The 14,228-nt window shown below is 35.2% G+C and carries 13 protein-coding genes; 7 read left to right on the top strand and 6 right to left on the bottom strand.

The window, feature by feature from the left end:
- The first annotated feature begins 114 nt into the window (after window positions 1-114).
- The 3 genes from pgsA to panD all read left to right on the top strand — a co-directional run bounded on the left by pgsA (window position 115) and on the right by panD (window position 2,475).
- Window positions 115-798 (top strand): CDP-diacylglycerol--glycerol-3-phosphate 3-phosphatidyltransferase, encoded by a 684-nt coding sequence (gene pgsA / locus ABX784_RS05015; protein ID WP_372653364.1) that lies wholly within the window; start codon window positions 115-117, stop codon window positions 796-798.
- A complete protein-coding gene (serB, locus tag ABX784_RS05010; RefSeq protein WP_372653361.1) occupies window positions 798-1,994 on the top strand; it encodes a phosphoserine phosphatase SerB in 1,197 nt (398 codons plus the stop codon). The genes pgsA and serB overlap by 1 nt, the downstream gene beginning before the upstream one ends.
- 139 nt (window positions 1,995-2,133) lie before the next feature.
- The gene (panD, locus tag ABX784_RS05005; RefSeq protein WP_372653358.1) at window positions 2,134-2,475 is read left to right on the top strand and encodes an aspartate 1-decarboxylase; all 342 of its coding nucleotides are present in this window, start codon (window positions 2,134-2,136) and stop codon (window positions 2,473-2,475) included.
- Here the strand turns inward: panD and ABX784_RS05000 are convergent, their stop codons facing one another.
- Window positions 2,476-2,874, bottom strand: coding sequence for a hypothetical protein (locus tag ABX784_RS05000; RefSeq protein ID WP_372653356.1), 399 nt, complete (start codon window positions 2,872-2,874; stop codon window positions 2,476-2,478).
- A 283-nt stretch (window positions 2,875-3,157) separates the two neighbouring features.
- On the opposite strand from ABX784_RS05000, the gene ABX784_RS04995 reads away from it, so the two are divergent.
- Both ABX784_RS04995 and ABX784_RS04990 read left to right on the top strand, forming a co-directional pair.
- The gene (locus ABX784_RS04995; protein ID WP_372653353.1) at window positions 3,158-6,454 is read left to right on the top strand and encodes a hypothetical protein; all 3,297 of its coding nucleotides are present in this window, start codon (window positions 3,158-3,160) and stop codon (window positions 6,452-6,454) included.
- A complete protein-coding gene (locus ABX784_RS04990; protein ID WP_372653351.1) occupies window positions 6,454-7,029 on the top strand; it encodes a leucine-rich repeat domain-containing protein in 576 nt (191 codons plus the stop codon). The genes ABX784_RS04995 and ABX784_RS04990 overlap by 1 nt, the downstream gene beginning before the upstream one ends.
- On the opposite strand, the gene ABX784_RS04985 is transcribed toward ABX784_RS04990, so the two are convergent.
- Both ABX784_RS04985 and ABX784_RS04980 read right to left on the bottom strand, forming a co-directional pair.
- A complete protein-coding gene (locus ABX784_RS04985) occupies window positions 7,026-7,376 on the bottom strand; it encodes a Crp/Fnr family transcriptional regulator (protein ID WP_372653349.1) in 351 nt (116 codons plus the stop codon). The two genes, ABX784_RS04990 and ABX784_RS04985, sit on opposite strands and share 4 nt — an antisense overlap.
- A 56-nt stretch (window positions 7,377-7,432) precedes the next feature.
- A complete protein-coding gene (locus tag ABX784_RS04980; RefSeq protein WP_372653346.1) occupies window positions 7,433-9,808 on the bottom strand; it encodes an ATP-dependent Clp protease ATP-binding subunit in 2,376 nt (791 codons plus the stop codon).
- A gap of 143 nt (window positions 9,809-9,951) precedes the next feature.
- On the opposite strand from ABX784_RS04980, the gene ABX784_RS04975 reads away from it, so the two are divergent.
- The gene (locus tag ABX784_RS04975; RefSeq protein ID WP_372653342.1) at window positions 9,952-11,664 is read left to right on the top strand and encodes a mechanosensitive ion channel family protein; all 1,713 of its coding nucleotides are present in this window, start codon (window positions 9,952-9,954) and stop codon (window positions 11,662-11,664) included.
- Here the strand turns inward: ABX784_RS04975 and ABX784_RS04970 are convergent, their stop codons facing one another.
- Together ABX784_RS04970 and ABX784_RS04965 are read right to left on the bottom strand one after the other, a co-directional pair.
- The gene (locus tag ABX784_RS04970; protein WP_372653341.1) at window positions 11,665-12,063 is read right to left on the bottom strand and encodes a response regulator; all 399 of its coding nucleotides are present in this window, start codon (window positions 12,061-12,063) and stop codon (window positions 11,665-11,667) included.
- Window positions 12,064-12,137: 74 nt separating this feature from the next.
- Window positions 12,138-13,562: a TonB-dependent receptor gene (locus tag ABX784_RS04965; RefSeq protein ID WP_372653339.1), complete on the bottom strand. Its 1,425-nt coding sequence runs from the start codon at window positions 13,560-13,562 to the stop codon at window positions 12,138-12,140.
- A gap of 259 nt (window positions 13,563-13,821) precedes the next feature.
- Between ABX784_RS04965 and ABX784_RS04960 the strand changes: the two genes are divergently transcribed.
- Window positions 13,822-13,947: a hypothetical protein gene (locus ABX784_RS04960; RefSeq protein WP_372653336.1), complete on the top strand. Its 126-nt coding sequence runs from the start codon at window positions 13,822-13,824 to the stop codon at window positions 13,945-13,947.
- Here ABX784_RS04960 and ABX784_RS04955 read toward each other — a convergent pair.
- Window positions 13,944-14,228 (bottom strand): hypothetical protein (locus ABX784_RS04955; RefSeq protein WP_372653334.1); only part of this gene is annotated, 285 nt, incomplete at its 5' end. The two genes, ABX784_RS04960 and ABX784_RS04955, sit on opposite strands and share 4 nt — an antisense overlap.

Below are 14,228 nucleotides of genomic sequence, written 5' to 3'. Positions count from 1 at the left end.
CATCACCCTTAGTTACGCACAAGGCTATTTTTTTAGGAAATTAAAGTTTTCTGGTTTCATTATCCTTATACTGGTAACATACTCAGATAAAACTTAAGAGTAAGGACGTCTTTTATGGCCTCACAAAATACCGAATGGGATATAGATAACCTACCAAACCGGTTAACTATCTTTAGAATTCTTTTAATTCCTATTATAGTAACTTCAATAATTCTTATCACTTCTGATATAGAATACTTTCAGAATTATAAATATCATCTCGGATACCTTGCTGCCTGGACATTTGTTATCGCATCGATAACGGACTTCTTTGATGGTTACATTGCAAGAAAAAAAGGTATCGTAACAGTATTTGGTTCTTTCTTAGATCCTATCGCTGATAAATTCTTAGTAGTAAGTTCTCTTATCTTACTTCAAGCTCTCGGAAGAATCCCCGCTCTACTAGTAATCATTCTTGTTCTTAGGGAAATCTATATTACTGCCCTAAGACTTTTAGCAATGGAAAAGGGTTTTAAAGTTCCAGTAGACAATTCCGGAAAGTGGAAGACTGCACTACAGATGGTATCTATCCCAATGTTATTTGCACATGACTACCCTTTTGGAATTCCTTTTCCTGAACTTGGTACAATATTTATCTATATTGCATCACTTTTGTCACTTTACTCAGCATGTTTTTATTCGTTTAATACAATGAAGAAATTAAAAAGCGCTCGAAATGAAGCCAAAGTCCAAAAGTCTAAACAAAAGACTAACAGTGACGAGGCCGAAGCATCTCAAGGCTTGAACAAGGAAGAATAATGCCTCAAAAGTTAAATGGAAAAGATGTCCTAGTAAAAGTAAGTGGACCTGATAACCCCGGGATCACATCAGAATTAATGCATATAATAAAAAAAACAAATAATTCACTACTGGATATGGGTCAGTCAGTGACTCATGGGTTGCTGTCACTAAGTTTTGTTATCAATATTAGTGAAGAAAATGATGAACATGATCACGTTTTAAAAGACTTACTCTTTGCTGCCAACAACCTAAATCTCACTCTAGATTATAAAGTGGTTGAACCAAAGGCCAAGTCTAAGAAAACTGAAAAATTCATTTTGAACTGTGTAGGAGTACGTCCAATAAGTGCAGCATTTGTTTGTGATATTGCGACTATTCTTTCTCAACATGGAATAAATATAAAAAGGATTGATAAAGTCTCTCCCAATGTTTTTAAGTCCCTTGAGATCTCAACTCAAGTCCCTGTCGGGATAAACTATCAGGAAGTGAAAGCAGAGCTTTTAAGAACCTCAAATGGTCATAAAGTAGATGTAGCCTTCCTTAAAGACGATGTATTTAGAAGAAGTAAGAGACTAATCGTATTTGATATGGACTCTACTCTCATACAAACTGAAGTGATTGATGAACTTGCAGACGCATGTGGTGTAGGTGAAGAAATAAGAGAGATAACAGAACAGGCCATGAATGGTGAAATAGACTTTAATGAGAGCTTAATAAAAAGAGTCTCAAAACTTAAAGGTCTAGATGCTTCTAAAATGCAAAATATTTTAGATAATCTACCTCTAACTCCAGGTGTAGAAGACTTTATTCAAACAATAAAAACTCTAGGTTTTAAAGTGGCCGTTATATCAGGTGGATTCACTTTTTTTGCAAATGCATTAAAAGAAAAACTAGGACTAGACTACGCTTTTGCAAATGAATTAGAAATAGTAGATGGAAAACTCACAGGAAATGTCCTGGGAACAATTATCAATGCTGAGCAAAAAGCTCTACTTGTAAAACTAATATCTCAACAAGAAGGGATATCTCTAGAGCAGGTTGTTGCTATTGGAGATGGTGCTAATGATCTACCAATGCTTGCGACAGCAGGACTTGGAATTGCCTTCCACGCTAAAGAAATAGTCAAAAAAGAAGCTGAACAGCACATGAGTCATGGACCTATGACGACTATCCTGTATTTCCTAGGAATTACAGATTCTGCTGAACTGACTTAGCGCACCATAAGATTTCAGGGCCTTGTCTCACATAAGGCCTTGAAAATTTTAATAAAACCTCAAATAAATCTTGGAAGATTGATAGAAAAGTATTAAAACTCTCTTGGTTTTCTCTAGAAAACTTTATGTTGGAGACAAAATGCGGGAATTGCTGCAATCAAAAATTCATAAAGCTACAATCACAGAAGCAGATATTTCATATGTTGGTAGTGTAACAATAGATCCAGACCTGTTGGAAAAAATAGATTTATGGCCAGGACAAAAGGTTCTAATCGTTTCTAATACATCCGGATCTAGACTTGAAACTTATGTTATCGAAGGCTCTAGAGGAAGCGGAGAAATCTGTATAAATGGAGCTGCAGCTCACCTTATCAAGAAAGGCGAAGAAGTTATCATCATCGGATTTCAATTTAGTGAAAAACCAATTGAGCCAAAGTGTATTCTAGTAGATAAAGAGAATAAGTTTGTTCGCTTTCTTTAATTAACGAATTTTCTTAGAACTAGCACCACCTTCAATACTTCCACCAAGAGTTTCAGAAATCTTATTTAAAAGAGTATTACACTCTGAAGAGAACTTACTCTTATTCTTCTTCAAGCATTCAGCTTGCTTTAAAGAAGCAGTTTCAACTGACTCTTCAATTGCATCCATACTAATAGGACAATACTTCATAAGATCACCCATGCAGCTTGTTGCTAACCCTTCGGCCATACCGCCAAAACCATTAACTTCCTTACGACATTCTGTAGGTAATTTTGCGACACTCTCTTTAACACAAGCAGCAAAGTCACTTGATCTATCTTTACAAAGCTTCTCAATTTCACTTCCACAGTCTACCGCCATGGCCGAAGCTGAAAAAAGTAGTATAGCTAAAAATTTCATATTCAAGACTCCAATAAAAATAACTTCTTCATAGTTTATATTGGAAATAGAAAAATTAAAAATAGAACCTATATTACCTCTCCTAAGAGTATTTTCATGCCAATAAATAATGGCTAAGATTTTTGAAGTTTCATCATTAATTGAAGAGGTAAAAGCTACACTAACATACTGATATTATGTAGTATAAGTATATAACTATCCAATAATCCGATATTGCCCATTGGATAAAATGCTCAAAGTTCGTAAAATATAACTATATTTAAACTTAATTCTGGAAACGCTTATGAAAGCTTCAAAATTTGTCCTCGTTAAAGACCTACTGACACTCTCAATATGCTGGTGTCTCTTTCTATATGACATTAGTTCAATATATGCTCAATCATCAACTGCAACAGTAGATAGTCAGCAAGAACAGCAAGTTCAAAGTAATCAAAAAGCACATCAACAAAACGACTCTCTCAACTCAGTAACTGGAAACCTATCTAAGTGTGAAACTGGCTATAATGCCATAGAAGATAATAGAGATGCTCAAAGAGAATATAGAAATAGCCTTCTTGATCAAGGCTTTAACGATATTGAACAAACCTTTACTGGAATTGAAGAAAAAAGAGAGGCCCTAGAAAGTGGTAGCGCTTCTCTAGATTCTGCAACAGGGGGGATTGGTCTACAAGAGCCGGGGCAATCTAATAATATTGAAAAACAACAGGCGCTAGAAAAAGAACAAAGCGAAATTGATGGAAAAATAAATGCACAAGAAAAAGTCGTCAGTAGCGTACAACAACAAATAAGTAACTTACAAAATAGACAAGATGATCATTACTTAACTTCTAGTGAAAGAACAAAGTTAAATTTATTAAAGGCAGAGCTATTTAAAGAAAATAGTATTCTACAACAACTTAAACTTAGAAAATATAAACTAAAAGCAGAGATAAAAAAGAATGCCCTAACAGATGGTGCAAACTCAGTAAGTAATGCTGACCAAGCAGTAGGAGTAGCAAGAGATAAGGCCGCTATTCAAGAAAAACAGTATGTAGATCTTATTGCTAAAATTCAGAGTCAAGAAGATACGGCCGCTGAAAATCTAAGAATTGCTGAAGAGAGAATTTCAGAAGTGCAAAGAGAGTCTGAACACAATGCTGATTTTCTTATCTATGAAAGTGCAAAAGCAGCTCCAGATGAAACAACTGAAGCAGGTAGAAATACTATTTCTAATTTAGAAATACTTTCTATGGCATCAGCTGGAATGACAAACCTAAATTGTACAGACTTCTCTAGAGTAAAATCTCGTGCCTACCCACTCTTTAAAGCTGCAACTGCTACTTATATTGCCAATCATTTAAATACTACTAGTGACTACACTAGGGCCGCAAAGGGTTGTATATTAAAATGCGTATCTCTTGAAGAAATTAAAGCTGACCAGGCCTTACCTAGTCAGCAAAAGCAGTATCCACAATTTGAAAACCTTAAAACAGAAAATGCAACTTCCAACTGTAAGACAGATGATGGAAGAGAAGGAATGTTTGAAAATGATAACGTTGCTTCAGATGATGAAGATGAACAATATGCTTCAATAGAGAGAATGGCCGCTTTATATAGAAAGCTCGCCGACTTCACTGAAACAAAAGTAAGCTCACAAGAAGATGCTCTTAAACTTTTTATGGCAGCTCATGCAGCGGCATTGATGGAAGTGACTTCAAAGGCCACCATTACAGCAGCAGCTGAGGCCCAACTAGCTAAGGCCATAGCAGAGAAAAAGAAGGCCCAAAGTTCAATTACAATTTACTTAGCAATCATAGCAATACTTGTTGCCATAAATAGTACATGTCCCGGTTGTTGTGGATGTAGATCAGGTGCTATTGCTGCAGCAGTTGCACTACTAGCAATGTATAGAAAAGATTTAAGTAATGCTAATAAAGATATAGCGAAATGGAAAAAAGAATTACAAGAAGCAAGAATTCATACACATATGATGTGTAACTACCCTGGAGAAGATGCTAATTTTGATATGCTAAATAACTCTTCAAGTGTTCCATTAATTTACCCAAAATCTAAAATAATGAATCAAGTAACCGCCCAAGTAGACCATCAAGAATTTGAGTCAAAAACTAAAATAGCTCAAACCGTTGAATGGATAAGAAATCTACAAGGAGCAAACCAGTCGATGTCCTATGACCAGAGAATTCCATCTAAAGTAGAGATGGTAGAAATTCTTAAGACAGTGGGACTATACCTTAAAGATAGTACTGAAAATATTGGTGATAAGATTACAAATGTTATGTTTCCAAACGTACTGGCAGTAGACCTAGAAAGTGGAATAGGACTACATGACGAATCTGGATCATTTAATCAATACTTGAATATGAAAGTAGGTGCATGGAGACTTCAAACATATAATGCATCATTAAAGGTAGATCTAAGAAAGAACCCAGTAACGATAGAGCATCTCTACCCTAACCAACCTATGATGCTAGGGTTTAGACAATACATGCAAAAGAACTCACCAGAAGTATATGGAAAGCTTATTGAGCAGACGGGTTTTGCACTTCCAGAGACAAGAGCTGCATACCTAAAGTCTGTTGTAGACATGCTGACTCAAAATATACAATTAAATACAACGGGGCTGGCAAATGTTCAAGCTATCAATAATAAGTATGCTGAGCTATTAGCAAAAGCAAGAATTGCAATGGAAGTAGATTCAGGAATTACAGATGCAGACGTAGCAGTGAAGATTACACCAGATGTTTGTGTATCAGGCTCTGGAGACGGCGAAATGAGTGTTGATGAACAATGTGCATGTAAATCTGCTAATACATGTACGAGCTTTAAAATGCCAGATTTTGGCTCTTTCGCGGCCGGAGATCTGTCGACGAACTCACAATTCCTTGTTGATGGTGCAAACTCATTTGCAAATGGAAACTCTGCACTTGGAAAGACATCATTTGGAAAAATGTCTGATTCAAGTAGCGCTATTTCAGAAGCGAGTAAAAAACTATCATCATTTAAAATAGAGAGTCCATCTTCAAACCAAGGTTCGAAGTCTTCGACAAACAACTCTACAAATACAGGCCCAAAGGTAACAAGCAAAAACACAGTTGCAAATGGCTCAACATCAAATAATTCTTCATCAGCTAGCTCATTAAATAATACAACAAATAATAGTGCTACAGATGAAGACCAAGCTGACAGTAATAGTAACAGTAATTCAGTCTCATCAAAGAGTGTGACAAGTGGAGTCGCTAACTCACAAAAGGCCAAGGCGAACAACTTAAAGAAAAAAGACAGCTTCACGATCAATGACTTAGACTTAGACGGACTAGACAATGATATAGTTAGTGAAGCAGATGTAGATCTTTCAGCTCTCAACAGAATGAGAGAAAGAAGTCGTAATTCAGATACAAGCAATACGAATAGTTCAAATATCTCAAGTGAAACTTATGTAGGTGCAGACGGACAAATCTACAAAAATACTGATGGAATAAATCTCAATGCAAAAATAAGTATCTTTAAGATATTATCAAAGAGATATAAAATGAGTGCAATGCCTGTTCTTTTAGATACTAAAAAGAAAGAGGAATTTTAATGTCTATAAAATTAATAAAACTAAGAAAAGGACAAAGACATTTACCAATTGAGAAGTTAGAAAATATAAGCGAATACACAGGACTAGAAATTATCGGTTCTTCATTAGAAGAAATTCCTGACTTTTATGAAGTGACAAAACATTTGAAAATTTTAATTATCAATTGTCCGGAACTAGAAACATTTCCAGACTTTATTTACAAACTTAATAATCTAGAAAAGTTAAAAGTAAAAAATACTAAGATTAGCAAAATTAAGAACTCTCCAATTTCTTTTTCTAAACTTAAAGTCATTGACCTAAGTTCAAACCAACTTGACTCTCTCCCACAGTGGTTATATGGACTTACAGAACTTGAAGAATTGAGTGCATCTGGGAACTCCATAGAAAATCTAAGTGAGAGTATTTCAAACCTCACTTCTTTAAAGAGGATCAACTTAGACAGGAATCGGTTAAAAGATATTCCACAGTCTTTACAGAGTAATCAAAAACTTAACCACCTCTCCTTAGAACAAAATGAGTTTGATGATGAAGTTAAAAATCAATTATTTTTAAGATTTAAGATTTGGTTTAATTAAATTCTAATTCTAGAGTTTGCTTTTCTTAATCTTTCTAATAGCGTGTGAATAAGAGCTTTATACCAAGATGGTTGATCACTAAAATACTTCTCAAATTTATCTACAGGAATAATCAAAAGTTTAGCATCACTAATAGCCCTAACGGAAGCACTTCTAGGTTCTTTATCTAAAAATGACATCTCACCAACAAGCTCACCAGAATAGATCGTTCCAATTTGATTTTCAACAGAACCTTTTACTTTAAAGACGCCTAAAGAACCACTTTGTAGATAGTACATCTGAGAACTTTCTTCACCTTCTCTGATTAAGTATTCGTTTGCTTTAATTTCAATTAAATCAGTGGACAAAATTTACCTCGATTAGTTTTTTTCTAATTTTAACAAAAATTGTCCACCTGTAAAGATTAACTAAAAATGATGTGTTCATTCACATCGTCTGACCAATTCAATTGGATTAAACTTCCCTTAAGGTTACCTTTCAAAATCTGTTTAGATAGAGGTCTTATGACTAAACGATTAAATACAGACTGTAATGGTCTTGCCCCGTAGCGCGGATCATAACCAAGTTTAGCAATATTATGAACGACCTCGGCGTCTAACTCAACACTTAGTTCTTTATCAAGAAGTCTCTCATTTAGTAACTTTACTTGCTTTTCAACGAGCTCAGTCATTACATCTTCACTCAATTCATTGAAAGTTAAGTGAGCATCTAAACGTCCAAGAACTTCCGGTTTAAAATCACCTTCAATATTCTTTGAGTTTGTAGTTAACATAATAATTGTATTTTTAAAGTCTATAGTTCTTCCCTTACTATCAGTGAGTCTTCCATCATCAAGAATCTGTAGAAGAATATCTGAAAAGTTATGATGAGCTTTTTCAATTTCATCAAAAAGAATTACAGAATAAGGCTTCTTTCTCACAGCTTCTGTTAGTACACCACCTTCATCGTGTCCAACATAGCCTGGAGGGGCACCTATAAGTTTTGCAACAGAGTGTTTCTCTGAATATTCTGACATATCCAATCGAATCAAATTATCAACTGAGTTGAAAAGGTACTGACATATAGACTTTGCCGACTCAGTTTTACCAACACCCGAAGGGCCTATTAAAAGAAATGAACCTAAAGGTCGGCTCGGGTCACTTAGTCCTGCATGAGAAGATATTAATGTCTCACTAATTTCATGGATTGGTCCTTCTTGTCCAAATACTTTAGATTTTAAATAATCTTCAATTTTTAAAATATTCTCCTGCTTAGACTTAAGAATCTTTTCAACAGGTATACCTTTATGTCTAGAAATAACATTTGCAATGTCCTTCACTCCTAGTACCCACTCATGAGCACATTTCTCTAACTCAGTCTCTAATTCAGGAATTAGAGAATACTTAAGTTCAGATGCTCTTTCGTATTCCTGTTTTCTCTCGGCCTGTTCAAGCTCAAACTTGTATCTCTCAAGGTCACTCTTTAAAGTTGAGACTTGCTTCATAGAGAATACTTCTTTTTCCCACTGGGCCTTCTTTTCACTAAATTCTTTTTCAAGGATCTCAATTTCTTGAACAAGCTCTTTTTCTTTCTTAGAATTTTTTTCTATTTTTGAGTAGATCTTCTTAGAGCGAATTAAAGATTCGAGATCGACTAATTTCGCAGGCATCGCTTCAGCAGAAAGCTTCAATGCAGATGCCGATTCATCAATTAGATCAATAGCTTTATCAGGAAGATTCTTATCTTTTATATATTGATCAGATAAGATCACAGAGTTATATACAGCTTCATCAGAAATTTTTATACCATGATGGGCCTCAAGCTTATCACGTACGCCCATAATAATCTCTATGGCGTCTTCATTACTTGGCTCTAGAACTGGTACTGATCTAAAGCGACGATCAAGAGCAGAATCTCCTAAAATATACTTTTGATATTCCTCATCCGTGGTTGCACCGATACAGTTTAACTCACCTCTCGCTAAAGCTGGCTTTAATAGGTTTGCAGCGTCCATCGCACCATCAGTTTTCCCTGCTCCAACAAGTTGATGAATCTCATCAATAAAGAGAATACATTCACCGGCCTTATCTTTTAGAAAACTAATTAACCCCTGGAGTCTCTCTTCAAACTCTCCACGAAACTTTGTTCCCGCCATTAATGAACCCATCTCTAGAGAGTACACAATTTTTCCCTCAAGAACGTCTGGGATATTCCCTTTAACGATCGACTCAGCTAATCCCTCTACTATCGCAGTCTTTCCAACTCCTGCGGGACCAACTAATATTGGATTGTTTTTAGATCTTCGGCCAAGGATCTCCATCACGGCCCTGATCTCTTTAGTTCTACCTATAACTGGGTCCAATTTCCCTTGTTCAGCAAGTTCATTTAAGTTGATAAGAAAGCTTGGGACTTCACTTTCCTCTTCAGTGTCTGAAAAGTTGGCATAATCAATATCTAGATCGGGGAATATTTTCGGTAAGTATTTCAGTAAATCTTTCTCGGTAACTGAATCTCTTCCATTTTGAACAGCATCACTAGAGGCAAATGTAAGCCATTCACTTAGCTTTCCATCAGGTCTAAGCTGATCCATAGGAATAGCGTTTGAAGCTGTAGAAAGGCCATCTAAGAGTTTAGAGACGTCGTTCTTGTATTTCTTTAATTCTCGCTTAGAGTATGATTGTGGATTTGTTAACAGACCCCAAAATAGGTGTTCTGCAGAAAGTGAAGTATTCTTCCTTTTTAATGCTTCAGATTGAGCAATATCTAGAGAGCCTGTAACAATTGAATCAAATTTATTCATTTTAACCCCTTGGTTTAGTACTTCTTAACTTAAAGATGGGTGCTAAATGACTAACGTCAAGGGTTATAAATTATTTTTTGTTTTCATAAGAGATAAGAAATTCTAAAATATGAATTAATTTTGAACTAAATTAAGGTAATAAAATGACTAAGCTTTTTCTTATTATTGGAACACTCTTTCTTCACACACAGGTATTTGCGTCAAACTACCCTTCAGCAAGTCTAGAATCACCTAGATCTACTATGAACTACTTCTTAAAGACAATGAAGGGGTTCAAAAAGGGAGATCAAGAAGGCCTTGATCTAGCGATCAAAGCTCTCAATACGTCTGAACTTGATCCTACGTCAAGAGTATCGACTGCTAAGCTTGCCGCTAAGAGATTAATTAATACAATTGATAGACTTGAATATATTGATATTAATTCTATTCCGACAGATCTTAAGGATCAAAACTTATGGATCTATAAAAAAGAAAGAATAATAGAGAATAACAGAGAACTCTTCCTGGAAATATCTATAGGTCAAGATACAGATAAGAAATGGAAATTTACTCCACAAACATTGGCCAGTATTCAAGACTTTGAAAGTTCTGTTAGAAATAACTCTGTGGCCAAAGGAGTTATTGAGCTAACTTCCTGGAAGTCAGACGTAAAAAAGATTTTTCCTGCTTGGACAGGACAAAGGTCCTTCATTTTACTTAACGGTCAATGGATGGCCCTATTTGCACTTGTCTTTTTTGGACACATGTTAGAGAGGTTAATACGTCTTATTATTATATCTCGTGTAAAAACAGTATTTGAGCAACAAAATATTCGCTTTAAAGAACAGTCAGAGGGATTCTTCTCACCACAGGGATTTTTCTTCTTTTCTATATTCTGGATATTTGGCCTTGAGCTGCTAGAATTACCAGATACTATCCTTGGTCCATTACTAAGAATTGGGTACGTTGCCTTTACAGTTGCATCGGTTTTCTCATTAACTCAAATCGTAGATGTTGTTTGTCAGTACCTAGAACAAAAAGCACTAGAGTCAGAAAATAAATTTGATGATGTCTTAATTCCACTTATTAGGAAGTCTTCTAAATTTATAATTTATTGTTTCGGAATAATCTTTATTGGTGACTCCCTTACTTTAGACATGAAAAATATCTTAGCAGGACTTGGTATTGGTGGTGTTGCCTTTGCCTTTGCAGCAAAAGATACAATCTCAAATCTTTTTGGATCTTTAACTGTACTCCTTGATAGACCTTTCAGTATTGGAGACTGGGTAGTCGTTGATTCAAAAGTAGAAGGAACGGTTGTTGAAGTTGGTCTTAGATCAACAAGAATTAAAACATTCTATGATTCTATTATTTCGGTCCCTAATGGAACATTAATCAACGCCAGTGTCGATAATCTAGGAAAAAGAACTTACAGAAGATTTAATACTAATATTGGAGTTCAATACGATACCCCAGTAGAAAAAATAGAGGCCTTCTGTGAAGGTATAAGACAAATCATTCTTTCACATAAGTGGACAAGAAAGGACTACTTCCATGTTTATTTTAATTCGATGGGAGACTCTAGTCTTCAGATACTACTCTATGTATTTTGGCGAGTTCCTGACTGGAGTGCAGAACTTCAAGAAAGACATAGGCTCTTGATTGATATTTTAAGGCTTGGTAAAGACTTAGGTATAGATTTTGCTTTTCCAACTCAAACGCTACATCTGTATAACGAAGAACATAAGCCAGTTAGTAATACTGACTTTGAAGCCCTCGTCTATGGTAAAGACCTTGCTTCAAAAATCACTGAGAATCCAATTAGTACTAAGCACCACAGAAGTGGAAAAATAATGAATAACGATATTTCACTTTAATTATTTATCTTTAAGGTTCTTCTCTAAAACGGGAAGAACCTTCTCTTTGAACTGGGCCTCTAGAAATGGCTTTGTAATAAACCTTTTTACGCCTTCGGACATAAAAGTTGTCACTTTATTTATATCTATCTCACCAGAAATTACGACAACATCACTAACAGAATTTACTCTACCTAGCTTTAATTCTGTGAGAACTTCAAGGCCACTTTTTTTAGGAATATTTATATCGAGTAAGACAAGTCCAAACTTTTGATTTCTAAGCATATTACAGCCGCTTAATCCATCATTAGAAACGATAATATTTCTAAAATGGCCCAATCTTTCACAGTAGATTTTCAAAATAGTGCAAATTTCAGGATCGTCATCAATAATTAAGCAATCAGTTTTACTATTATTCATTTAAGTTCCAGGGTTAGGTTATTAACTCATTCGGAACTATTTTATTTAGGCCTTACTTAAGATCTCTTGATTGTTTAAGTATCACACTTAGTCGCGCCAAATAGGCACTTCTTCTTCACTGTTTTTGCTACAAGCTCTGGAACCATTTCTTCCCATCCGTCTTGTCCATTTTGAATCATTCCAAGAACAGTTCTCGACCAGATTGTACTATAGTTATCGTTGTAGTTTTCGATATCAACTAGCAGACCATTTTCCATCAAGTACATAAGTAGGAAAGTAAGTTTCTCGTCAACATTGATTTTATCAATAGTAATTTTAACTTCAGGATTCTCTTCGTCACGTCCTGGATATACATAGAGTTTTGTTCTCTTTCCAAAAAGAGCTCCAATACCAGCGAGAGGACCAAAGGAGTAAGAGTCATATTTTGAAAGGTCGAAGATTTCTTCTAAATTATAAACACCTAATACAAATGAAACATTCTTTCTTGAGTATGTTTCCAAGTAAGTATTGAGTTCAAAGTAGTTCTCAAAGCTCGTAATTAATACTTTATGCCCAAGAGCTGCAAGTATATCCACTCTTGCTAGAAAGTCTGCATTATCAACTTGCCCACGTTCCTTTAGCTTAGACATACTAATTTCAGGGAGAACCATTATATTCTTATGTTCTTCAGTCTCTAGATCACTTTTAAATTTCGAGAGTCCAGTATCTAGCATATCCATATTTACAAAAGTTGGTGGTCTAAAACTTCCTCTACACACTAGTACATTTTTCTTATAGAGAGCATCTGTTGCTTGAACAGCACTTCCATCAGAGTCAAACATAATCGCCTTACAAAAGTTTCTCTTAACAAGCTCTAGTGACAATACTCTATTGTCTACATTCTTAAATGCATTCCCTGAAGTCCTAATCATATCAATTTCAATTCTCTCACTTGATAGACGTTCCTCAAGAGAGTTAGCAAAACAAATAGAGTCTTGATTATGATTCATACAAGCATAAATTAGATTTACTCCGATAATTCCAAGAACTTCTTGTTGCTGTAAATTTTCTTTATCTTTTAAACGAACATGAATAATACATTCACTTGGCTTAGCACCTTTTTTGTGTTGAAACTTAACACCTAGCCATCCGTGTCCATCACCGACACTTCTAAAGCTCTTTGCTGCAACAGTATCTGCGAAAGCGAAGAATTGAGTATCTTTCCCTCTAACGTCACGGAGTCTCTCTTCGAGCTGATCATATTCCCTATCGAGCATTTTATGGAGTCTGTCTTCACAAACATAGCGTCCACTCTTCTCTTTCCCATAAATCGTATCAGAAACAATCATATCGTAAGCAGAGATAGTCTTAGCAATCGTCCCTGCAGCACCACCGGCCCTAAAGAAGTATCTGGCAACTTCTTGTCCAGCACCAATTTCAGCTATTGTTCCGTAAATTTTATCGTTTAGATTTATTTCTAGAGCTTTTTGCTCAGGATTGAGTGTTTGATGAAAATTCATTCTATGCCTTTGAAAGTTAGATATCTCTCTATGATACCAATAATATTCAGATCTCAAAAGGTGCAAAGGCAAAGAATTTAAAAAATTGTTCTAATAAATATCTATGATTTAGAGAGAAGAAGTATCAAAACTGCCCCAATTCTATGGCAAAACCTGTCAAAACCCTTCATTTCCAAGCAAAAGCCTTAACTAATTAACAAAGTCTGTCGAAAAGTTTGAATATACGCTATAATAATAATGCGTATAAGAGGAGGGCCCCATGGAAATCGTTATTGTCGCTGGCATAATTATGGGTTCATTAATTGCTATAGAAGTTAAGAAAAGGGAAGAGCTTGAAAAAAGTCGCGTTCCCGTAAAGGTGAAGTCAGACAAGTCTGACTATTAGTTCTTAACACACTTTATCGACTTTATAATTCTATCAATTTCTGATTTGAATTTCTTGTAGTCTACACTTTTGACCACACTCTTTATTTGTAACCCCTTACTAAAACACATTAGAACTGTTTCACTAGAGAATACTTCAATATTACCTGGCAACTTATATCGAAGTGTATAGGTAACTTGATCTTTAGAAAACTTAGGCTCTCCAAATTTAATGGAAGTAGCTTTTAGGCTTTTTAAATTTATTGTATTTTCTTTTTTAAACTTATCAAAGTTAGAGACCTT

Origin of the sequence: Halobacteriovorax sp. (assembly GCF_041587335.1) — a bacterium.
Taxonomy (GTDB): Bacteria; Bdellovibrionota; Bacteriovoracia; order Bacteriovoracales; family Bacteriovoracaceae; genus Halobacteriovorax.
The sequence above is the reverse complement of the archived record's forward strand: the minus strand, read 5'-3'. Positions and strand labels throughout refer to the sequence as shown.

Excerpts from the sequence above, each read along its gene's own strand:
- ABX784_RS04975 (WP_372653342.1), top strand. The coding sequence starts at position 9,952 with ATGACTAAGCTTTTTCTTATTATTGGAACACTCTTTCTTCACACACAG.
- ABX784_RS04995 (WP_372653353.1), top strand. The coding sequence starts at position 3,158 with ATGAAAGCTTCAAAATTTGTCCTCGTTAAAGACCTACTGACACTCTCA.
- ABX784_RS04980 (WP_372653346.1), bottom strand. The coding sequence starts at position 9,808 with ATGAATAAATTTGATTCAATTGTTACAGGCTCTCTAGATATTGCTCAA.
- panD (WP_372653358.1), top strand. The coding sequence starts at position 2,134 with ATGCGGGAATTGCTGCAATCAAAAATTCATAAAGCTACAATCACAGAA.
- ABX784_RS04990 (WP_372653351.1), top strand. The coding sequence starts at position 6,454 with ATGTCTATAAAATTAATAAAACTAAGAAAAGGACAAAGACATTTACCA.
- ABX784_RS04965 (WP_372653339.1), bottom strand. The coding sequence starts at position 13,562 with ATGAATTTTCATCAAACACTCAATCCTGAGCAAAAAGCTCTAGAAATA.
- ABX784_RS04960 (WP_372653336.1), top strand. The coding sequence starts at position 13,822 with ATGGAAATCGTTATTGTCGCTGGCATAATTATGGGTTCATTAATTGCT.
- ABX784_RS05000 (WP_372653356.1), bottom strand. The coding sequence starts at position 2,874 with ATGAAATTTTTAGCTATACTACTTTTTTCAGCTTCGGCCATGGCGGTA.
- serB (WP_372653361.1), top strand. The coding sequence starts at position 798 with ATGCCTCAAAAGTTAAATGGAAAAGATGTCCTAGTAAAAGTAAGTGGA.
- pgsA (WP_372653364.1), top strand. The coding sequence starts at position 115 with ATGGCCTCACAAAATACCGAATGGGATATAGATAACCTACCAAACCGG.
- ABX784_RS04970 (WP_372653341.1), bottom strand. The coding sequence starts at position 12,063 with ATGAATAATAGTAAAACTGATTGCTTAATTATTGATGACGATCCTGAA.